General features: G+C 59.9%; 23 protein-coding genes. 18 read left to right on the top strand and 5 right to left on the bottom strand.

All coding sequences use genetic code 11. The features are described 5' to 3' along the window. Nucleotides 1-5: 5 nt before the first annotated feature. The 15 genes from ccmA (at nucleotide 6) to ACL0K2_RS05470 (ending at nucleotide 13,259) form a co-directional block, all read left to right on the top strand. On the top strand, nucleotides 6-641 hold the full coding sequence (ccmA, locus tag ACL0K2_RS05540) for a cytochrome c biogenesis heme-transporting ATPase CcmA (RefSeq protein WP_045162712.1): 636 nt from the start codon (nucleotides 6-8) through the stop codon (nucleotides 639-641). Continuing rightward, nucleotides 638-1,309, top strand: a complete 672-nt coding sequence (ccmB, locus tag ACL0K2_RS05535; protein WP_045162711.1) for a heme exporter protein CcmB — start codon at nucleotides 638-640, stop codon at nucleotides 1,307-1,309. The genes ccmA and ccmB overlap by 4 nt, the downstream gene beginning before the upstream one ends. 154 nt (nucleotides 1,310-1,463) lie before the next feature. Next, a complete protein-coding gene (locus tag ACL0K2_RS05530; RefSeq protein WP_239611893.1) occupies nucleotides 1,464-2,219 on the top strand; it encodes a heme ABC transporter permease in 756 nt (251 codons plus the stop codon). Further along, nucleotides 2,216-2,392, top strand: a complete 177-nt coding sequence (ccmD, locus tag ACL0K2_RS05525) for a heme exporter protein CcmD (protein ID WP_045162709.1) — start codon at nucleotides 2,216-2,218, stop codon at nucleotides 2,390-2,392. The genes ACL0K2_RS05530 and ccmD overlap by 4 nt, the downstream gene beginning before the upstream one ends. Then, on the top strand, nucleotides 2,389-2,856 hold the full coding sequence (gene ccmE, locus ACL0K2_RS05520; RefSeq protein WP_413043972.1) for a cytochrome c maturation protein CcmE: 468 nt from the start codon (nucleotides 2,389-2,391) through the stop codon (nucleotides 2,854-2,856). Before ccmD ends, ccmE begins: the two co-directional genes overlap by 4 nt. Continuing rightward, the gene (locus ACL0K2_RS05515; protein WP_239611894.1) at nucleotides 2,853-4,826 is read left to right on the top strand and encodes a heme lyase CcmF/NrfE family subunit; all 1,974 of its coding nucleotides are present in this window, start codon (nucleotides 2,853-2,855) and stop codon (nucleotides 4,824-4,826) included. Before ccmE ends, ACL0K2_RS05515 begins: the two co-directional genes overlap by 4 nt. Nucleotides 4,827-4,829: 3 nt before the next feature. Then, complete coding sequence (locus ACL0K2_RS05510; RefSeq protein ID WP_045162706.1) at nucleotides 4,830-5,360, top strand: DsbE family thiol:disulfide interchange protein; 531 nt, start codon at nucleotides 4,830-4,832, stop codon at nucleotides 5,358-5,360. Next, nucleotides 5,357-5,830, top strand: coding sequence for a cytochrome c-type biogenesis protein (locus tag ACL0K2_RS05505; protein WP_045162705.1), 474 nt, complete (start codon nucleotides 5,357-5,359; stop codon nucleotides 5,828-5,830). Before ACL0K2_RS05510 ends, ACL0K2_RS05505 begins: the two co-directional genes overlap by 4 nt. Then, nucleotides 5,827-7,044: a c-type cytochrome biogenesis protein CcmI gene (gene ccmI / locus ACL0K2_RS05500; RefSeq protein WP_045162704.1), complete on the top strand. Its 1,218-nt coding sequence runs from the start codon at nucleotides 5,827-5,829 to the stop codon at nucleotides 7,042-7,044. The genes ACL0K2_RS05505 and ccmI overlap by 4 nt, the downstream gene beginning before the upstream one ends. 27 nt (nucleotides 7,045-7,071) lie before the next feature. Next, nucleotides 7,072-7,497, top strand: coding sequence for a hypothetical protein (locus ACL0K2_RS05495; protein ID WP_413043971.1), 426 nt, complete (start codon nucleotides 7,072-7,074; stop codon nucleotides 7,495-7,497). A gap of 133 nt (nucleotides 7,498-7,630) precedes the next feature. Beyond that, nucleotides 7,631-7,927: a hypothetical protein gene (locus ACL0K2_RS05490; RefSeq protein WP_045162703.1), complete on the top strand. Its 297-nt coding sequence runs from the start codon at nucleotides 7,631-7,633 to the stop codon at nucleotides 7,925-7,927. A 338-nt stretch (nucleotides 7,928-8,265) separates the two neighbouring features. Then, a complete protein-coding gene (locus ACL0K2_RS05485; protein WP_045162702.1) occupies nucleotides 8,266-9,735 on the top strand; it encodes a sigma-54 dependent transcriptional regulator in 1,470 nt (489 codons plus the stop codon). A gap of 266 nt (nucleotides 9,736-10,001) precedes the next feature. Continuing rightward, nucleotides 10,002-11,108 carry a sensor histidine kinase gene (locus ACL0K2_RS05480; RefSeq protein WP_413043970.1) on the top strand — a complete coding sequence of 369 codons (1,107 nt, stop codon included), beginning with the start codon at nucleotides 10,002-10,004 and terminating at the stop codon, nucleotides 11,106-11,108. A gap of 5 nt (nucleotides 11,109-11,113) precedes the next feature. Further along, nucleotides 11,114-12,520 (top strand): sigma-54-dependent transcriptional regulator, encoded by a 1,407-nt coding sequence (locus ACL0K2_RS05475; protein WP_045162700.1) that lies wholly within the window; start codon nucleotides 11,114-11,116, stop codon nucleotides 12,518-12,520. A 73-nt stretch (nucleotides 12,521-12,593) separates the two neighbouring features. Then, complete coding sequence (locus tag ACL0K2_RS05470) at nucleotides 12,594-13,259, top strand: thiopurine S-methyltransferase (protein ID WP_413043969.1); 666 nt, start codon at nucleotides 12,594-12,596, stop codon at nucleotides 13,257-13,259. Between the two features lie 202 nt (nucleotides 13,260-13,461). Here the strand turns inward: ACL0K2_RS05470 and htpX are convergent, their stop codons facing one another. The 3 genes from htpX to ACL0K2_RS05455 form a co-directional block, all read right to left on the bottom strand. Further along, on the bottom strand, nucleotides 13,462-14,334 hold the full coding sequence (gene htpX / locus ACL0K2_RS05465; protein WP_045162698.1) for a protease HtpX: 873 nt from the start codon (nucleotides 14,332-14,334) through the stop codon (nucleotides 13,462-13,464). Between the two features lie 114 nt (nucleotides 14,335-14,448). Beyond that, nucleotides 14,449-14,892: a hypothetical protein gene (locus ACL0K2_RS05460; RefSeq protein WP_413043968.1), complete on the bottom strand. Its 444-nt coding sequence runs from the start codon at nucleotides 14,890-14,892 to the stop codon at nucleotides 14,449-14,451. Between the two features lie 5 nt (nucleotides 14,893-14,897). After that, entirely contained in the window at nucleotides 14,898-16,109 is a 1,212-nt protein-coding gene (locus ACL0K2_RS05455) for a pyridoxal phosphate-dependent aminotransferase (RefSeq protein WP_413043967.1), read from the bottom strand. 429 nt (nucleotides 16,110-16,538) lie between these two features. On the opposite strand from ACL0K2_RS05455, the gene msrB reads away from it, so the two are divergent. From msrB to ACL0K2_RS05440, 3 genes are read left to right on the top strand one after another with little or no spacing between them, the layout of a single operon-like run. Further along, the gene (msrB, locus tag ACL0K2_RS05450; RefSeq protein ID WP_413043966.1) at nucleotides 16,539-16,937 is read left to right on the top strand and encodes a peptide-methionine (R)-S-oxide reductase MsrB; all 399 of its coding nucleotides are present in this window, start codon (nucleotides 16,539-16,541) and stop codon (nucleotides 16,935-16,937) included. Between the two features lie 33 nt (nucleotides 16,938-16,970). After that, nucleotides 16,971-17,453 carry a glutathione peroxidase gene (locus ACL0K2_RS05445; RefSeq protein WP_239611900.1) on the top strand — a complete coding sequence of 161 codons (483 nt, stop codon included), beginning with the start codon at nucleotides 16,971-16,973 and terminating at the stop codon, nucleotides 17,451-17,453. Nucleotides 17,454-17,510: 57 nt separating this feature from the next. After that, complete coding sequence (locus ACL0K2_RS05440) at nucleotides 17,511-18,389, top strand: ATP-binding protein (protein ID WP_045162693.1); 879 nt, start codon at nucleotides 17,511-17,513, stop codon at nucleotides 18,387-18,389. Nucleotides 18,390-18,548: 159 nt separating this feature from the next. Here the strand turns inward: ACL0K2_RS05440 and ACL0K2_RS05435 are convergent, their stop codons facing one another. Both ACL0K2_RS05435 and ACL0K2_RS05430 read right to left on the bottom strand, forming a co-directional pair. Further along, nucleotides 18,549-19,232: a glutathione S-transferase family protein gene (locus tag ACL0K2_RS05435; RefSeq protein ID WP_045162692.1), complete on the bottom strand. Its 684-nt coding sequence runs from the start codon at nucleotides 19,230-19,232 to the stop codon at nucleotides 18,549-18,551. 123 nt (nucleotides 19,233-19,355) lie between these two features. After that, a complete protein-coding gene (locus ACL0K2_RS05430) occupies nucleotides 19,356-20,123 on the bottom strand; it encodes a hypothetical protein (protein ID WP_196298668.1) in 768 nt (255 codons plus the stop codon). Nucleotides 20,124-20,220: the final 97 nt, after the last annotated feature.

Here is a 20,220-nt window from a genome sequence, read left to right as displayed (position 1 = left end):
CTAGCGTGTCCAGTCCCTTTCTAGAAGCTGTAGCGCTTTCCTGTGAGCGGGACTGGCGTCTTCTGTTCGAGAGGTTAGACCTGCGGATCGCCAAAGGGGAAATGTTGCAGATCGCCGGCCCCAACGGTAGTGGCAAGACCAGCCTGCTTCGGTTGCTCTCCGGTCTGATGCAGCCGACCTCAGGCAAGGTGCTGCTCAACGGGCGAGACCTCGAAAGCCAGCGCGATGAATTGGCCCGCAATCTGTTGTGGATCGGCCATGCAGCGGGTATCAAGGGGCTGCTCACTGCCGAGGAGAATCTCTCCTGGTTGTGCGCACTGCATCAGCCTGCGACGCGCGATGCGATCTGGCAAGCGCTTGATTCGGTAGGCTTGCGCGGTTTCGAAGATGTGCCCTGTCACACGCTTTCCGCAGGACAGCAGCGCCGCGTCGGCCTGGCTCGGTTGTATCTGTCGCCCCCACCCTTGTGGATTCTCGATGAGCCCTTCACAGCGCTGGACAAACATGGCGTGGCGCAGCTCGAACGCTATCTGGCGACCCACTGCGAGCAGGGCGGCATGGTCGTACTGACGACGCATCATTCGCTCGCCGAGATGCCGGCAGGCTTCCGCGAAATAGATCTGGGGCAGCGAGCCGCATGAGTAACGTTTTTACCCTGCTGCTGGCTCGCGAAACGCGTCTGCTGTTCCGTCGGCCGGCGGAACTGGCCAACCCGCTGGTTTTCTTTGCCATCGTCATCGCCCTGTTTCCGTTGGCGGTCGGCCCCGAATCGCAATTGCTGCAAACGATTTCACCTGGGTTGATTTGGGTTGCTGCGCTGTTGGCGGTGCTGCTCTCGTTGGACGGACTGTTTCGCAGCGATTTCGAGGATGGTTCGCTCGAGCAGTGGGTCGTTTCGCCGCACCCGTTGGCGCTTCTGGTTCTCGCCAAGGTGCTGGCACACTGGCTGTTTTCCGGGCTGGCGCTGGTGCTGCTCGCCCCGTTACTGGGTCTCATGCTGGGAATGCCGGCCAGTGCGCTACCGGTCCTGCTGATTTCGTTGCTGCTGGGCACACCAGTGCTCAGCCTGCTAGGAGCGGTGGGGGCGGCGTTGACCGTGGGACTCAAGCGTGGCGGCCTGCTGTTGGCACTACTTATTCTCCCACTCTATATCCCCGTGCTGATCCTCGGCAGCGGGGCACTGCAGGCAGCGTTGCAGGGGCTACCTGCGCTCGGACACCTATTATGGCTTTCCAGCCTGACTGCTCTGGCAGTTACCCTGACACCCTTTGCAATAGCGGCCGGCCTGAAAATCAGCGTTGGCGAATGACGGACTGCATCATGGATCTATCCGATAGCGGAGCGCGAGTCACCGATACGAGACGAGTGGTTTCGATAACGATGAGTTTACTGATCGCGGGCAAGAGGCGGCTGCCCTTTTTCAAGGCAGTATCGCCCTGTGTGGTGGATGTGAGGCGGGTTCTATGAACTGGACGTGGTTCCACAAACTGGGTTCGCCCAAATGGTTTTACGAGATCAGCAGCCGCTGGATGCCCTGGCTGGGCTGGGCCGCGTTGCTGCTGATCGGTGTCGGCGTCGTCTGGGGCCTGGCCTTTGCGCCGCAGGATTACCAACAAGGCAACAGCTTTCGCATCATCTATATCCACGTGCCCGCCGCTTTCCTGGCGCAATCTATCTACGTAATGCTCGCCGTCGCCGGCATTGTCGGCCTGGTCTGGAAGATGAAGCTCGCCGACGTCGCCCTGCAGCAGGCCGCGCCGATCGGCGCCTGGATGACCTTTATCGCGCTTCTCACCGGTGCGGTGTGGGGCAAGCCGACCTGGGGCGCCTGGTGGGTATGGGACGCCCGGCTTACTTCGATGCTCATCCTTCTGTTCCTGTACTTCGGCATCATTGCGCTGGGGCAGGCGATCAGCAATCGTGACAGCGCAGCCAAGGCCTGCGCGGTGCTCGCCATCGTCGGGGTGGTCAACATTCCGATCATCAAATATTCGGTGGAATGGTGGAACACGCTCCATCAGCCGGCGACCTTCACCGTTACCGAGAAGCCGGCCATGCCGGCCGAGATGTGGCTGCCACTGCTGGTTATGGTGCTGGGCTTCTATTGCTTCTTCACCGTGGTGCTACTGATGCGCATGCGCCTGGAAGTGCTGCGCCGCGAGTCGCGAAGCAGCTGGGTAAAAGCCGAGGTGAAAGCGTTGGCGGGTAAAGCTTTATGAATTTTTCCTCGTTTTCCGACTTCATTGCCATGGGCAACCATGGCCTGTATGTCTGGACTTCTTATGGCATCAGCCTGGCGGTCCTGATTCTCAACGTGGCGTTGCCGGTAATGGCGCGTCGGCGTTATTTGCAAGACGAGGCGCGTCGTTTGCGCCGGGAGGAAATGAAGTGAATCCTGTGCGCAAGAAGCGTCTGTACATCGTACTGGCCATTCTGGCTGGCGTCGGTATCGCGGTGGCGCTGGCATTGTCTGCTCTGCAAGAGAACATCAACCTCTTCTATACGCCGACGCAGATCGCCGCGGGCGAAGCGCCGGAAGGCACGCGGATCCGTGCGGGCGGAATGGTCGAAGAGGGGTCGGTACAACGCAGCAACGATTCGCTGACGGTGACCTTTCGTGTCACTGACTACGCTCAGTCAGTGACCATTCAATACCAAGGGATTCTTCCTGACCTGTTTCGTGAGGGGCAAGGAATCGTCGCCTTGGGGCGCATGAATGCCGACGGCATGCTGGTCGCTGACGAGGTGTTGGCCAAGCATGACGAAAATTACATGCCGCCAGAAGTCACGGCAGCACTTGAGAAAAGCGGCAAGAGCAAGCCCTACGTGGGTGGCGAGCAGGAGTACGCGAAATGATCCCTGAACTCGGTCATCTGGCGATGATTCTGGCGCTGTGCCTGGCCTTGGTACAAGGCACGCTTCCATTGATCGGTGCCTGGCGGGGTGATCAGCAATGGATGGGGCTGGCGCAACCGGCCGCGTGGGGACAGTTCTCGTTCCTGGCGTTCTCTTTCGCTTGCCTCACTTACGCTTTCATGGTGGATGATTTCTCCGTGGCCTATGTTGCGCAGAACTCCAACAGCGCCTTGCCCTGGTACTACAAATTCAGCGCGGTGTGGGGGGCACACGAGGGGTCGCTGCTGTTATGGGCCTTCATCCTGGCGGGCTGGACCTTCGCGGTATCGATCTTCTCGCGCCAGTTGCCGGAAGACATGCTGGCTCGGGTACTGGGCGTCATGGGGCTCATCAGCATCGGCTTCCTGCTGTTCCTGATTGTCACGTCAAACCCCTTCGAACGGCTGCTACCGCAGGCACCGATGGACGGACGGGACCTCAATCCGTTGCTTCAGGATTTCGGTCTGGTGGTTCATCCGCCGATGCTCTACATGGGCTATGTCGGTTTCTCGGTAGCCTTTGCGTTTGCCATTGCCGCACTGCTTGGAGGTCGCCTGGATGCCGCCTGGGCACGCTGGTCGCGCCCCTGGACGCTGATCGCCTGGGCCTTCCTGGGCATCGGTATCGCCCTCGGCTCCTGGTGGGCCTATTACGAACTGGGCTGGGGCGGTTGGTGGTTCTGGGATCCAGTGGAGAATGCGTCCTTCATGCCTTGGCTGGTGGGCACGGCGTTGATTCATTCGCTGGCGGTGACGGAGAAGCGTGGTGTCTTCAAGAGCTGGACGGTTCTGTTGGCCATCGCAGCCTTCTCGCTCAGTCTGCTGGGTACTTTCCTGGTTCGCTCCGGCGTGCTGACTTCAGTGCATGCGTTTGCGACCGATCCAGCGCGTGGTGTTTTCATTCTGGCGTTCCTGCTGATTGTGATCGGTGGTTCGCTGACGCTGTTCGCCCTGCGCGCGCCGGTGGTAAAGAGCCAGATCGGTTTCGGCCTGTGGTCGCGGGAAACGCTGCTATTGGTCAATAACCTGTTGCTGGTGGTCGCCACCTCGATGATCTTGCTGGGTACCTTGTATCCACTGCTGCTCGATGCGCTGTCGAATACCAAGCTTTCGGTCGGTCCCCCTTATTTCAATGCGATGTTCCTGCCGCTCATCGGCGCGTTGATGCTCGCGCTCGCCGTAGGTGTGCTGGTGCGTTGGAAGGACACGCCGGTGAAATGGCTGGTCGGCATGCTGATCCCGGTGCTGATCACCAGCGCCGTCCTCGGTGGGCTGGGCTCGATGCTATTCGGCGATTTCCACTGGGCCGTACTGGCAGTATGTCTGCTGGCTGCCTGGGTGGTAGCCGCCGGGGTGCGCGACATACTCGACAAGACCCGTCATAAAGGCCTGTTGAAGGGGATCAGAAGCCTGGCGCCGAGCTACTGGGGTATGCAGTTGGCGCATTTCGGTCTGGTGGTCTGTGCGCTGGGAGTGGTGCTGACGAGCCAACAGAGCGACGAGCGAGATTTGCGTCTGGCTCCCGGAGAGTCGCTGCAGTTGGGTGGTTACAGCTTCGTTTTCGATGGTGCCGAACATTTCGAAGGTCCCAACTTCACCTCCGATAAGGGCACCATTCGCGTCTTCGAGGGCGACAAGCAGGTGGCGACGCTGCATCCGGAGAAACGTCTCTACACCGTGCAGCAGATGCCCATGACCGAGGCGGGCATCGATGCAGGCTTCACTCGCGATCTCTATGTGGCTCTCGGCGAGCCCCTGGATAACGGCGCCTGGGCGGTGAGGGTGCATATCAAGCCGTTCGTTCGCTGGATCTGGATGGGCGCATTGCTGATGTCGCTGGGGGGCGTGCTGTCGGTCAGCGACAAGCGCTACCGGGTGAAGGTCAGGACCCGCGTCCGCGACGCGCTCGGCTTGGCCCGGCAAGGAGCCTAATTAATGAAACGAGTATTGATGTTGCTGCCGTTGGCGATCTTCCTGCTGGTCGCCGTGTTTCTATATCGTGGGCTGTTCCTCGATCCGACCGAGCTGCCGTCGGCGTTGATTGGTAAACCGATACCGTCGTTCACGCTGCCTTCGGTCGAGGATCCACAGCGGCTGATCAGCGCCGCGGATATCAAGGGCAAGCCAGCACTGGTCAATGTCTGGGCGACCTGGTGCGTCGCCTGCAAGGTCGAACATCCGGTACTGAACAAGCTTGCGGAGCAGGGCGTGGTCATTCATGGCGTCAACTACAAGGACGACAATGCCGCGGCGCAGAAATGGCTTAAGGACTTTCACGACCCCTACCAGCTGAACATCAGTGACGAGCAGGGCAGTCTGGGCTTGGACTTGGGCGTGTATGGCGCCCCCGAGACCTTCATCGTCGACAAGCAGGGAATCATTCGCCACAAATACGTCGGCGTCATCGATGAGCGCGTCTGGCGCGAGCAACTCGCCGCGCTGTATCAAGAACTGGTGGACGAATGAAGCAGCTGATCCAGGGGATTGTGCTGGCGCTGTGTCTGGTTGGCGGCGTGCAGGCGGCAATCGACTCCTATGAATTCAAGAGCGATGCTGAGCGGGAGCGTTACCGCACGTTGGTCGAGGAGCTGCGTTGCCCCAAGTGCCAGAACCAGAACATTGCCGACTCCAACGCGCCGATCGCTATGGACCTGCGTCGCGAAATCTACCGCATGGTGGAGGAGGGGCAGAGCAACGAGCAGATAGTGGATTACCTCGTCGCCCGTTACGGCGATTTCGTCCGCTACAAGCCGCCCGTCAATGCCAAGACGCTCTTGCTCTGGTATGGCCCTATTGCTTTGCTGGTACTCGGTTTCGGCGTGCTGGCGTTCATCTTGATCCGCCGCCGTCGAAACTCTGCCGGCTCGGTGTCGAACACTCTTTCCGAGGCCGAGCGTGCGCGTCTCGCCATGTTGTTGGATAAAAAAGAACCATGATCGATTTCTGGATAGGTGCAGGCCTGCTGTTGTTGGCCGCCCTGGCGTTTCTGTTGCTTCCCCTGATGCGGGGGCGTCGGATACAGGCGGAAGAGGACCGGACGGCCCTGAATGTCGCGCTCTACGAAGAGCGGCTCGCTGAACTGGCCGCACAGCAGTCGGCAGGGACGCTCACCCCGGAGCAGTTCGAGGTGGGACGAGCCGATGCGGCGCGTGAGCTGCTAGACGACACCGAGGGTGACGATACTTCTCGGCGCAGCAACCTGGGCCGAGCGGTGCCGCTGATTGCGGCGATTCTCATGCCGTTGCTGGGGTACGGCCTGTACTTGCATTGGGGGGCGAGCGACAAGCTTGAGCTGGCGCGCGAATTCGCCGAGCAACCTAGAACCATGGAAGAAATGACGACGAGGCTGGAGCGCGCAGTGAAGGCACAGCCCGAGTCCACCGAGGCCTGGTATTTCCTGGCTAGAACTTATATGCGCCAGGATCGTCCCGCCGATGCGGCCGCAGCCTATGAGCAGCTCATCAAGCGCGCGGGTCGCCAGCCGGAGCTTTTGGGGCAATGGGCGCAGGCACTCTATTTTGCCGAAGACCGCCAATGGTCGACGCAGATGCAGCAGCTGACCGACGAAGCGCTCAAGGGCGATCCTCACGAAGTCACCAGCCTCGGGTTGCTGGGCATTGCAGCCTACGAAGAGCAGCGTTTCGATGAGGCGATAGGGTTCTGGGAGCGCCTGGTCGCAACGCTGCCCGCCGAGGACCCCTCGCGTGAAGCTATTCAGAGTGGCATTGCCCGAGCCCGAGAACAGCTCGGCGAACCGGCTTCGCCAAGCGCGAAGAAACCGGCAAGCGAAACCACTGCCGCTGTCGGTCCCGAACTGACCGTCGATGTGCAGCTGGGCGCCGCGTTGAGTGATGAGGTGCGGCCCACTGACACCGTATTCGTTTTTGCTCGCGCGCTGTCCGGCCCGCCAATGCCATTGGCTGTGAAGCGCCTGACCGTGGCCGATCTGCCCGCTACGGTCAGTTTGAGCGATGCCGATGCAATGACTCCGCAACTTCGCTTGTCCAACTTCGAACAGGTCAAACTGTTCGCTCGTATTTCCAGAGATGGAAACGCCACACAGGGCGAATGGCAGGGCAGCAGCGAACCGCTGGCACCGAGCACCGGCGGCTCGGTCAAGCTGACCATCGATCAACCTGAAACGCCCTGATCGCCAGGGTTCAGGAGGCCAGTGACAATGACGGATTTGGTTTCGACAGCGGTATATCGCTTGCCCAGGGCTGGCGGCGTAGTGATGCTGGCATTGCTGTTGGGAGCCTGCGCGGGTAATCCCTATCAAACATCTGAGCCGGCACGCCGACCGACCCCGCCGGTGTCGGAGCCTCGCGAACCGGTCACGAGTCCACCGCCGGTGCGTACGCCTCCGGCCCCGCGCCCGCCCGCTACGCAAAAAAGCCATCCACGTTATGCGCCGCCGCCACATGCCGCTGCGCATTGGGACAATCGCCTAGGGGTCTATGTCGTGGAAGGGCGGGACATGTTCTACCGTGAGCGGCTCTACTACCGCTGGGACGGCGACTGGTATTGTGCTGGCCGGCCCGATGGGCCTTGGGAGCCGGTCGCGCCTCCAAGCGTTCCTACGGGGCTGCGTGCCTTGCACTGATGCGCCGCAGCCTCGATTTTCATGACAACGTTAAAGACGTTTCGCAGGTTGCCGATAAAGGTTCAGACACCGCCAGCAGTGCCGTGTGGCCGCGTAGGTTCGGCCTTGTAACCAGTTCATCCGGAGCGGATTCATGAGTGCAGCAGTCAAACGTCTTGAAGAAACCCGCAGCGCGTTACGCGATGCGATGGCACAGCAGGACTGGACGGCGATCAGCGTCCTGGATCTGCAGTGCCGGCAGGTCGTTGAGGCAGCGATGGTTGAGCCTCGTGAGGACGAGCCGGCACTTCGGCAGCGGCTGCAAGAGCTGGTAAATCTCTACCAGGAGCTGGTCGTCACCTGCCAGACCGAGCAGCGGCGCGTCGCGGACGAACTGCTACAGCTCAATCAATCTCAACGCAACGCCAACGTATATAAGCTGTTTGGTTGAGATCAGGATGACTTCTGCTCATCAGAACAGAAGTCGGTGGGGAACATCAGCGTGGCCGCATACGTCCGGCAACTTTAATCCGGCAACTCGTCTTGGTGGCCACGGCATTCGAAACGTGTCCGTGGACTAGGCGAACGACCGCTCCGCTGATCGCTGCACTTCGCTCCCCTCTGCCTTGCCTACAATCAGTCGATTTTTGATCTTTTGTCGTTGAATCACGTCATAAATTTGACTCGGCGGGTTTTTTTTAATTAACTACTGGCTATCTGCCGATGGCGTAACCGTTTTTATCAAAGACGAGCGCGGCCCCCCTTTCAGCCTCTAGAGCTATAAACAAGATGTGGCGTGAAACCAAAATTTTGTTGATAGATGACGATCAGGATCGTCGCCGCGATTTGGCGGTCATTCTTAATTTTCTGAGCGAGGACCATCTGGCCTGCGCCAGCAACGAGTGGCAGGGTACGGTCGAGGCATTGGAGTCGAGCCGCAGCATTCTCGGCGTGATGCTCGGTGACGTTTCGGCCAGGGGCGGCGCGGTAGAGTTGCTCAAGCAGCTCAGCAAGTGGGACGAAAATCTGCCGCTAATGTTGATTGGTGAGCCCGTACCGACGGACTGGCCGGACGAGATTCGTCGGCGCGTGTTGACCAGCCTCGAGATGCCGCCGAGCTATAACAAGCTGCTCGATTCGCTTCATCGGGCCCAGGTCTATCGAGAAATGTATGACCAGGCGAAGGCGCGAGGACGGCAACGCGAGCCCAACCTGTTCCGCAGCCTGGTGGGCACGAGTCGCGCGGTCCAGCACGTCCGCCAAATGATGCAACAGGTCGCCGATACCGAAGCGAGCGTATTGATCCTCGGCGAGTCGGGAACCGGTAAAGAGGTGGTTGCGCGTAACCTTCATTACCATTCCAAACGCCGTGGTGGACCGTTCGTTCCCGTCAACTGCGGGGCGATTCCGGCCGAGTTGCTGGAAAGCGAACTGTTCGGCCATGAGAAGGGCGCATTTACCGGGGCGATCACGTCCCGTGCCGGTCGTTTCGAACTGGCAGAAGGCGGAACGCTGTTCCTCGACGAAATTGGTGACATGCCGCTGCCTATGCAGGTCAAGCTGCTACGGGTTTTGCAGGAGCGCACCTTTGAACGAGTGGGCAGCAATCGTACGCAGAATGCCGATGTCCGGATAATCGCGGCGACCCACAAGGATCTGGAAAAGATGATTGTGGACGGTAGCTTCCGCGAGGATCTCTATTATCGCCTTAACGTTTTCCCCATCGAAATGGCCCCGCTGCGCGAGCGCATCGAGGACATCCCGCTGCTGATGAACGAGCTGATCTCTCGCATGGAACATGAAAAGCGTGGTTCCATTCGCTTCAACTCGGCTGCGATCATGTCGCTCTGTCGTCACGATTGGCCGGGCAACGTGCGCGAGCTCGCCAACCTCGTCGAGCGCATGGCGATCATGCATCCCTATGGCGTGATCGGCGTGATGGAGTTGCCGAAGAAGTTTCGCCATGTCGATGACGATGACGAGCAGTACGCCATCAGCGTTCATGACGAAATGGAGGAGCGTGCTGCAATCAATGCGCCCATTGTCGCCGCCGACGCCCACGCCATGCTCCCGGTGGAAGGCCTCGACCTGAAGGATTATCTGGGTAATCTGGAGCAGGGGCTCATCCAGCAAGCGCTCGAGGATGCGGGTGGAGTGGTTGCACGCGCTGCCGAGCGCCTGCGTATTCGGCGGACGACCCTCGTCGAAAAAATGCGCAAGTACGGCATGAATCGCCGCGAAGACGACACGGACGAATAACGTTTCCCCCACGCCGCTAACCGCGGCGGCGTGATATCCCCGCCGATCCTTCTTCAATACCGCTAGAGTTTGTTCCCGTTCTGCTGCACGCGACGTGGCAGCAACAGGTCCTGGGCATGATCCTTGCTGTCGTCACTTCACCGACCATCTTTTGACGGATACGAGTGCCAGTGCCTTCAGCGTTCTCCTCATCAGCGTTAAACCAGTGCCCGAGCGAGACCTCAGCAAGCGGTGAGCTCGAGCAATCGCTTGAGCTGTTTACCCGCATGTCAGGTCGGTTGGGCGCGTCCCAGCAATTCCTGCAGACGCGTGTGGCCGAATTGAAAGACCAACTGGCTGAAACCAGTGCGCAGCGCCGGCGCGAGTTCGAAGAGAAAGAACGCCTGGCCAATCGTCTGCAGAGTCTGCTGGACCTATTGCCTGGCGGCGTCATCGTCATTGACGGCCAGGGCGTAGTCCGCGAAGCCAATCCGGTAGCGCTGGAGCTGCTAGGCGGGCCGCTCGAAGGGGCGCTCTGGCGCGAGGTGATCACCCGCAGCTTCGCTCCGCGTAAGGACGATGGCCATGAAATCTCGCTGAAGGATGGACGTCGCGTGTCCATCGCTACGCGTTCGTTGAATGGCGAGCCTGGGCAGTTGGTGTTGCTGACCGACCTGACCGAGACGCGACGATTGCAGGAACAGCTGGCGCGTCACGAGCGTTTGTCGGCGCTGGGGCGGATGGTGGCATCGTTGGCTCACCAGATCCGCACGCCGCTTTCCACCGCGTTGCTTTATGCCAGCCACCTGGAGCAGGGCGGCTTGTCCGTCGAGCAGCAACAGCGCTTCGCCGGCCGCCTGAAAGACCGCCTGAACGAACTGGAGCATCAGGTCCGCGACATGCTGGTGTTCGCTCGCGGCGACCTGCCTCTGGAGGATCGGCTGGCTCCGGCCGAACTGCTGGCTGCGCTGCGTGCAGCGGCCGCAGCGAAAGTGGAGGGTGTTGCTGTTCGCTGGCAATGCGATGTCTCGAGCGGCGCGCTTCTGTGTAATCGCGACACGCTGGTCGGTGCGCTGCTCAACTTGATGGAGAACGCGCTGCAGGCTTGTGGCAAGCAGCCAAGACTGAAAGTGCATCTCTATGCGCGTGACGCAGTGCTGCGTATCAGCATCAGCGACAATGGTGCAGGAATGGATGCGGCAACCCTGTCCCGACTCGGGGAACCCTTTTTTACCACCCGAGCGACTGGAACCGGGCTGGGTGTGGCGGTGGTCAAATCGGTGGCGCGGGCTCACTCAGGTGCGCTTGAGTTGCGTTCCCGGCCGGGTAGAGGAACCTGTGCGACCCTTCAGCTGCCGTTGCTTCCGGCGTCCTTGCCGGCAATTTCGGAGTGAAGCCCATGGCTGCGAAGATTCTGCTGGTCGAAGACGACCGTGCTCTACGCGAGGCGCTAGGCGATACGCTCGAGCTCGGTGGCTATTCCTATCACGCGGTCGATAGCGCCGAGGCCGCGCTGCGGGCGCTGGAGCAGGGTGGCTTCGGCCTGATCGTCAGTGACGTGAACATGCCTGGTATGGACGGTCATGCCTTGCAGGGGCTGGTCCGCCAGCGATACCCGCAGCTACCGGTCCTGCTGATGACGGCGTTTGGTGCTGTGGAGCGAGCGGTCGAGGCGATGCGTCAGGGGGCGGTGGATTATTTGGTCAAGCCGTTTGAGCCGCACGTTCTGCTCGGACTGGTCGCTCGCCATGCTTGTGGCCAACTTGGTTCAGCCGACGAGGATGGCCCGGTGGCCGTCGAACCGACAAGTCAGCAGCTGTTGGCTCTGGCGGCCCGAGTCGCGCGTAGCGATTCGACCGTGCTGGTTTCCGGTGAGTCCGGTACCGGCAAAGAGGTGTTGGCCCGCTATATCCATCAGCAATCAGCGCGCGCCGACAAGCCTTTCATTGCGATCAACTGTGCGGCAATACCGGACAATATGCTCGAGGCGACTCTGTTCGGTCACGAGAAAGGTGCTTTCACTGGCGCCATCGCCACGCAGCCGGGCAAGTTCGAGCTGGCCGAAGGCGGCACGCTGCTGCTCGACGAGATTTCCGAGATGCCGCTGGCGCTTCAGGCCAAGTTGCTGCGCGTGCTGCAGGAGCGCGAGGTCGAACGTGTCGGCGGTCGTAAACCTATACCGTTGGATATCCGTATCGTCGCTACGACCAACCGTGACCTGGCTGATGAGGTTCGTAACGGGCGTTTCCGTGAGGATCTTTTCTATCGGCTCTCCGTGTTTCCGCTCGCCTGGCCGGCGCTGCGGGACCGACCGGCGGACATCGTGCCGCTGGCCGAGCGATTGCTGGCCAATCATGCGCGGAAAATGCGTCAGCCAAGCGCCATGCTTACGGCCGAGGCGTGTGATTGCCTTCTCGGTCACGCCTGGCCGGGCAATGTCCGCGAGTTGGACAACGCCATTCAGCGCGCATTGATTCTGCAGCAAGGCGGCCTGATCCGCCCCGAGGATTTATGTCTGACGTCCACGGCCGGCTTCGCTGCGCTGGCCAGAAGTTCCGCAGCCAGCATCGCGCCGGTGTACCCATCTCAGGCTGCTTCGACAGGATCTGCCGAGACGGCTGGTGCGCTGGGTGAAGATCTGCGTCGTCGCGAGTTCGAGGTGATTCTCGAGACCTTGCGAGCAGAGCGCGGTCGCCGCAAGGAGACCGCTGACCGGCTGGGGATCAGCGCACGCACCCTGCGCTACAAATTGGCTCAAATGCGTGATGCTGGCATGGACCCGGAAACCGCCTTACGAACCGGCTGAACCGCTTCGATGCGATCGCTACCGGCGGCTCTGATAAGCTCCAGCCATCATCATCGCTTATGAGGGGCTGGGTATGGATGAAGGGTTCTGGAAACGACGCTGGGCACGCAACGAAATCGGTTTTCACCTGAACGAGGTCAATCCTTATCTACGCCGCCACTGGCCCGGTTTGCAGCTGGCCGAAGGTGCCCGGGTGCTGGTGCCGCTGTGCGGCAAGAGTCTCGACATGGCCTGGTTGTCCGAGCAGGGCTTTGCGGTGCTTGGCATCGAGCTGAGCGAGCGCGCGGTCGAAGACTTTTTCGCCGAGCAACAGCTGCCAGCCGAGGTGAGCATCCAGGGCGAGTTCAAGGTCTATCGCGCCGGCGCGCTGGAAATCCGCTGTGGCGATTTCTTCTCGCTAAGCCATCAAGACGTGGCCGACTGCCAGGGACTGTACGATCGTGCTGCGTTGATTGCGTTGCCCCCAGACATGCGTCAGCGCTACGTCGAACACCTGACGGATATCCTTGCGCCGAGCTGTCAGGGTTTGCTGATTACCCTGGATTACGAACAGGAACAAATGGCTGGCCCGCCATTCGCTGTGAGTGACGCCGAAGTTCGGCAGTCCCTTGGCTTGCATTGGAACCTTGAGCTGCAGGAACGGGCAAACGTGCTGGACGACGACGGCAACTGGAAATTTCTCCAACGCGGGCTAACGCGCCTGGATGAAAGTTGCTATCGGCTCGGCGGCCGGCAATAGAACGCCCCCGCTATGTTGGCGAGGTGTTCTCGAACGCTTCGCAGAAGCTTTGGGTGCTTCACGAGCCTGAATTCGATATTCGCCTGGTTGGCATCTACTGGAACGGCACCGGCTGAGTACGAGCGTTGAGAGGAGGGCGTCGCTTTTGCATTCCAGGGCTGAGGGCGGCTGGCGCCGCCCTCGTTTTTTTCGATCCGTTCGTTCAACCGCGCTGGCGCAGGGCCTCGATGCGGTCTTCCAGCGACGGGTGCGTCATCAGCAATCCCGCCAGGCCGTTACGCAGGGCACCGTTGATGCTGAAAGCCTTGAGGCTGTCCGGCATATCCACCGGCACGCCCTGTTCCGCGCGCAGCCGCTGCAGCGCGCCGATCATCGCGCTGGTGCCGGCCAGCTGTGCGCCTGCTTCGTCAGCACGGAATTCACGCTTGCGCGAGAACCACATGACAACGATGCTGGCAAGAATGCCCAGCACCAGTTCCGCAAAGATGGTCGCAATGAAGTAGCCGATACCGTGACCGTCTTCGTTCTTCAGGATCACACGGTCGACGAAGCTACCGAAGATCCGCGCGAAGAACATGACGAATGTGTTCACCACGCCCTGAATCAGTGCCAGGGTCACCATGTCGCCGTTGGATACATGACCGATCTCATGAGCCAGTACGGCTTTGACCTCGTCCGGCGAAAAGCGCTCGAGCAATCCCTGGCTGACGGCGACCAGTGCGTCGTTCTTATTCCAGCCGGTGGCGAACGCGTTGGCTTCGTAGGCGGGGAAAATACCCACTTCCGGCATTTTGATGCCGGCGTCGCGGGAAAGCTGCTCGACGGTTTGCAACAGCCATTGCTCATGGCGCGTGCGGGGTTGGCTGATGATCTCGGTGCGCGTGCTCATCTTCGCCATCCACTTGGAGATGAACAGCGAAATCAGTGCACCGGCGAATCCGAAGACGGCACAGAATGCTAACAGGCTGCCGTAGTTCTGACCCGTGTAACGATCCACTCCGAGTAGCTTCAGGGTGATGCTGGCAACGACCAATACAGCCAGGTTAGTGGCCAAGAACAAGAAAATGCGCATCATGTTGCGGCAGACTCCAAGGGGAACAATAAGGAACGATAGGCTATATAAGGGGCGGGCCGGCGCTATTCAACCGGGCGACTATTTCAAGCTATGTCGCCTGTACCGCCGATGCGCTCAGGGCTGGCTGGATAGGGTGCTGGTGAATAGCTGGCGGGTCAGTTGAGCGAGCCGTTCGCCATGCCCCTCTTGTAGTGCTTGGCGGAGCTGGTAAGCCAGGCTCGAGTGAACCCGGCGTACGCTGGGGGGAGGGGATTCGACACCATTCGCGGTGTCGTCGAGCGTACGGGTCAAGCACAGGAATGCCTTTTCGGTCAGCACGGCCTGGTCGACAGCGAGAAACTGAATAGTGCTTTCGAATCGCACATAGCCTTCTTCGGCCAGCCACAGCAGCGCGCCCAGACAACTCTGATGCCGCTTGCTGGGTAGGCCGAACTCGTCGGGCTCTTCGTGACCGATGAGGTCTTCTACATACAGGGTTATCTTCCGTGGGAACGCCTGATAGAGCATCAGGAGGCCGGCCGCGGCGTCCCGGTAGAAGTCATCGATCTGCAAATCCATCGAAGCTACTGGCTGTAAGTTTTGAGGAAGCTGCCAATGCGACCGATCGCCTGCTCGAGATCATCGACCCGGGGCAGGGTGACCACGCGGAAATGATCCGGCCATGGCCAGTTGAAGGCGGTGCCCTGAACGATCAATAGCTTCTCGGAGAGCAACAAATCGAGCACGAACTTCTCATCGTTGTGAATCGGGCAGATCTTTGGGTCGATCCGAGGGAAGGCATAGAGCGCGCCCATCGGCTTCACGCAGCTGACGCCGGGAATGTCGTTGAGCAGTTCCCAGGTTCGGTTGCGTTGCTCCAGCAGCCGGCCCGGCGGCAGCACCAGGTCGTTGATGCTCTGATAGCCGCCGAGGGCTGTCTGGATGGCATGTTGCGACGGCACGTTGGCGCACAGGCGCATGTTGGCGAGGATATCGATGCCCTCGATGTAGCTCTGCGCCTTGTGCTTGGGCCCTGTGATCACCACCCAGCCGGAGCGGAAGCCGGCGATTCTGTAGGACTTGGACAGGCCATTGAACGTCAAACAGAGAACGTCAGGCGCCAGGGACGCCGTGCAGACGTGCACCGCATCGTCGTAGAGAATCTTGTCGTAGATCTCGTCGGAGAACAGCACCAGCTTGTGCTGACGAGCCAGTTCGACCATGCCCTCCAGTACTTCGCGCGGATAGACGGCCCCGGTTGGGTTGTTCGGATTGATCAGCACCAGCGCCTTGGTATTGGACGTGATCTTGGCCTTGATGTCGGCCAGATCCGGCCACCAGTTGGCTTGCTCGTCGCACAGGTAGTGCACCGGTTTACCGCCCGCCAGGCTCACTGCTGCGGTCCATAGCGGGTAATCGGGTGCCGGAATGAGCACCTCGTCGCCGTTGTTGAGCAGCGCCTGCATGGACATAACGATCAGCTCCGACACGCCATTGCCGAGGTAGATATCCTCGATGGTCACGCCTTCCACCTGCTTCTGCTGGTAGTACTGCATGATCGCCTTGCGGGCGCTGAACAAGCCTTTGGAATCGCTGTAACCTTGCGCCGTTGGCAGGTTGCGGATCACGTCCTGAAGGATTTCCTCCGGCGCTTCGAAACCGAACGGCGCCGGGTTGCCGATGTTCAGCTTGAGGATGCGATGGCCTTCCTCTTCCAGGCGTTTGGCGTGCTTGAGCACTGGCCCACGGATGTCGTAGCAGACATTGGCGAGCTTGTTCGATTTGCTGACCTGCATGATCCTGAGTGTCCCGAAGTGAAGACGCGCCTGGCTTGTGGATGACAGGCGGCGTTTGGCATGAACCCCGGCGCCTTGGCAGCCTGCAACCTCGCTGCCAGACTAGGCGTCTAAGAGCAACGCATCATACGTGCGGCCCGACCACCGGAAAAGGTACAGATCCGCCCTTTTTAAGAGAGGGTCTGTTTCCGCTTCGTTTGCGGTCGCGCCGGAGCCTGTTTTTGCGCGAGGCAAGGCATGAGGAGGGAAGTTTGGTTATTCCAAATGAACGACGAATAACGCCGCAGCGCGCAAAAACAGGCTCCGGCTCTTCGGGTTGCGCGGCAAGTTTCGCCATGCCGCGTTGCGGGATTTGACAAGGAACAACCATTTACCTGCAGCAACGCGGCTTGCGAACGAAACGGAAACAGACCCTTAAGAGGTGTAACGATGGACAAGCTTGAAAAACCGCTTGAAATCTGGCGTGAAGAGCTCTCCGACGAGCAGTTTCAAGTCTGCCGACTGGGAGCCACCGAGCGCCCATTCACCGGCAAGTACAACGATACCAAGACGCCCGGCACCTATCATTGCGCCTGTTGCGATGCGCCGTTGTTCGACTCGGATGCCAAATTCGATTCCGGCTGTGGTTGGCCGAGCTACTTCCAGCCCGTCAGTGACACGGCGATTGCCAGCGTCGATGATTTCAGCCACGGCATGCATCGTATCGAGGTCAAATGCGCGCGGTGCGATGCTCATCTTGGTCACGTGTTCCCCGACGGCCCAGCGCCGACCGGTATGCGTTACTGCATCAATTCTGCTTCGCTCAACCACAAGCCGCGCGTCGTCTGACGGCGTTTCGCAACGCCTCCACGAGATACCGCCATGCGCGATCCGTTGTTCGAAATTCCATGCGTCACCATTGACGGTCAGCAGAAGACCCTTGCCGACTTCGATGCGAAGCTGTTGTTGGTGGTCAATACGGCCAGCAAGTGTGGTTTCACGCCCCAGTACAAGGGGCTGGAGGCGCTCTGGGATCGCTATCGCCAGCAAGGTTTGGTGGTGCTCGGCTTCCCCTGTGATCAGTTCGGCCACCAGGAGCCGGATGACGAGGAACAGATCGCTGCTTTCTGCGAGCGCAACTTCGGCGTCAGTTTTCCCCTGTTTGCCAAGGTTAAGGTCAATGGCGGCGAGGCCCACCCGTTGTTCGTGCAGCTCAAGAAGCGCGCCCCGGGCTTGCTCGGCAGTAAGGCAATCAAGTGGAATTTCACCAAGTTTCTGATCGCTGATGATGGACGCTCGGTTGAGCGTTTCTCTTCGCGCACTCCGCCGGAGGCGTTGACAGCGCACATCGAAGCTCATCTGTAACCCTTCGCAGCAGCGCCTGAAGAGACGTGTCTGCATGCCCATAATGGAGTCGTTGAAATGGATGCCGAGCTGAAGGCCTTTCTGCAGCGCGCCGATGCACTGATGGCGCGCCTTGAACCCCTGCTGCCTGCGCCACGTGAGCCAGTGGATTGGAGCCGTAGCTTGGCGGCGCGCTGGCACCGCGAGGGGCAGGGCGGTTATCTGCAGGCGCTGAGCGTGTCGCTCGATCTGAATCTGGCGGATTTGATCGGTATCGATCGACAGCGAGAGCTGCTATCGAACAATACCCGTCAGTTCGTTTCCGGCTTGCCAGCGAACCATGTCCTGCTCTGGGGCGCGCGCGGGACAGGCAAATCTTCGCTGATTCGGGCTCTGCTGGCTGAGCATGCGTCAGCAGGGTTGCGCCTGATCGAAATCGAGCGTGACCATCTGGCTGATCTGCCGAAAGTCGTCGATCAGCTCGCCAGCCAATCTCAGCACTTCGTGGTGTTCTGCGATGACCTTTCATTCGAGGCGGGTGAGGGCGATTACCGCGTTCTGAAAAGCGTACTGGACGGCTCGCTGGAGCGTGCGCCGGAAAACGTTCTGCTGTACGCCACGTCGAATCGCAGGCATCTCGTGCCTGAGCGTCAGAGCGATAATGAAAACTGGCAAATGATCGATGGCGAACTGCATCCCAACGAAGCGGTGGAAGACAAGATCGCCCTGTCGGATCGCTTCGGCCTTTGGTTGTCGTTCTATCCCTTTAGTCAGGAGCACTATTTGGACGTGGTGCGGCACTGGATCGGTTCGCTGGCCGAGCAGGCCGGACTGAGTTGGCGCTGGGATGACGCGCTGGAGAAAGACGCGATTCGCTGGGCCACCGCACGGGGCAATCGAAACGGTCGTTGTGCCTATCAGTTCGCTCGGCAATGGGTGGGCATCCACCTGCTCTGAGGGAACGACAGGGCAGCGCATGGTGCGCTTGAGCCCGCTCCGGGGCTCGATAAGCCATTTGCCGCGAAGGGGCCGCTCGTTTCAGCCGTACGGTGGCCTTGTGTGAGGTCGCTGCCTCCGAGCGACGCGTGGTCTTGCCCACGCAGGCGCGCATCGGAGTCAGCTGGGCTGCACCGCCTTTTTGCCCATTTCGATGAGTTTGGCGGTCATTCGCTGTTCGCCGGGAAGCAGGCTCTGTACTGAGGCGATCGTTTTTACCCGTGCGAAGTGCTCCACCAGCTTCGGCCAGCGATTGGCATCGATCAGCTCGCCGCCATACTCCATATTGATCAGTTGGCAGGTGAGGGCGATATCGGCCATCGAGAGTCGATCGCCAACAAAATAAGATCGTTGGCCCAACTGCTGTTCGAGATAGTCAAAGTGCGGTGGCAGCTTTTGGTTCAGTGCGATTTGCACGCTTTCTTCATTGCACGGATGGCCAGCGCTCGGCTTCAGTACGCGGTTGCGGAACACTCCGAAAGTGGTCAGAGGCGCCAGCTCGTAATCAGCATATTTCTCCAGCCAGCGAATCTGCGCGCGCTCCACTGAGCTGTTTCCGTACAGCCGCGCGGTCTGTTCGTAGGTCTCTTCAAGGTACTGGCAGATCACGCTGGAGTCGGCGAGGCACAACTCTCCATCCTTCATGGCCGGAATGCGGCCAAGCGGGTTGAGCTGCAGATACCACTCGGGTGGGGTGAAAGGCATGACGACTTCGAGCTGGTAATCCAAGCCTTTCTCCAGCAGGCAAAGGCGGACTTTGCGAACGAATGGCGACAGGGGAGCACCGAAAACGGTTAGCGACATACAGATTCTCCGCGACAGGGATAGTGGCAGCCGGGTGCGAAGGTCAGTATTGCGGCGAGGTACGCAAGATCGCTGGTGCGTCTTGCAGCTCAAATCACTGCCAAGCCACGTCCCGGCTCACGCCTAGTAAATGTTGTTCTTTTTCCAGTCATCTTCGCTTTCGAGGTTTTTCAAACCTTCGGTCAGCTCGCTGGGTTCGTCAAGGTTTGGTTGCAGTTGTGTCTGCTCCAGCTTATTGGCATGCGCATAGCTCGCTTCGAGCTGCGCCAGCTGGGCCTGATACTCGGCCGGGTTGGGTTGCTTGCGTACGTGCTGAATACCCCGTTCGAAGGCTAGGCGTGCCTTGTGCGCACTGCCTTGCTGCAGAGCCTGCTGACCGACGTTGGTGAAGTACTCGACGTGCAGTATCACCATCATCCGCTGGATTTGCTGAATCCAGCGTTTGGCGGCTATTGAATCCAGCTGATTCTGTTTGTTGGCCCATATTATCTGAGCGTGCAGATCTTCCAGCAGCAGGCGTATTTCCTTGGCCTGGGCCTCGGTGACCACCTTCACCGGCGCGTTCTGTAACGGAATCTCCTCGCCCTGGGCAACAGCTTTGCGCAGCGCGTCGATGCGAGTGCTGACGGTCGCGTTCTTCTTGTCCAGCGGCAATAGCCGTTCGCCTAGATGCAGCTCCAGGCGCGCCAGCAATAGCTTGAGCGCGGGTGTCATCATCTGCCCTGGAAAACTCTCGGACAGATTGGCGCAGCGGCGCATGCGATCACTGAGCTCGGCTCGCATGCGAGCCTTTTCCAGATTGTTTTTTTCGACGATCTGGTTGATGACGCCAATTGCTATCAGTACGAACAGGCCAGCGATGACCAACCCTGCAATCAGAACTGGGGACACGAGACGCACCTCTCTTCGGGCGGTTTTATGCCGAGTGTAGAGCGTTGGATGTCAAGCTGATAGCTCAATGCACCTCAGCAGATTCAAGCTCGAAAAA

The sequence above is a fragment of the Pseudomonas sp. YJ42 genome, assembly GCF_047225135.1.
Classification (GTDB): domain Bacteria; phylum Pseudomonadota; class Gammaproteobacteria; order Pseudomonadales; family Pseudomonadaceae; genus Stutzerimonas; species Stutzerimonas stutzeri_E.
This window is presented reverse-complemented; position numbering and strand designations above follow the sequence as displayed.